A 400-nucleotide genomic window follows, 5' to 3' on the forward strand; every position below is an offset into this window, starting at 1 on the left:
AGTGAACGCACTTTTCAGCTTTTGTCGCAGGTTACAGGAAGGGCTGGGCGTATGGGGTTGGAAAGTTTAGGATTGTTGCAAACTTATCAGCCAGATCATCCGGTCATACAAGCATTGCTTTCGCAACAGCGCGAGAATTTTTATACGCGTGAGATTGCCACACGTCAGCATTATCATTTACCACCTTATGGACGGCTTGCATCTTTAATTGTATCTTCAAAAGAGCGCAAAGCTGCAGAAAATTATGCACGTGCGTTGCGCCGGGTTGCGCCAACGGTGCAGGGTGTATCCTTGATGGGGCCAGCAGAAGCACAATTGGCACTTGTGCGCGGGCGATATCGTTTTCGGCTTTTGCTGCATGGGCAGCGCTCGTTTGATATGCAAGGGTTTATTCGTGCAA

1 pseudogene is annotated in these 400 nt (G+C 49.0%); it reads left to right on the forward strand.

From position 1 onward, the window contains the following. Nucleotides 1-400, forward strand: a pseudogene (locus J7R13_RS09240) (primosomal protein N'); the annotation flags it as partial.

Origin of the sequence: Bartonella taylorii 8TBB, from assembly GCF_902825155.1 — a bacterium.
GTDB lineage: Bacteria > Pseudomonadota > Alphaproteobacteria > Rhizobiales > Rhizobiaceae > Bartonella > Bartonella taylorii_A.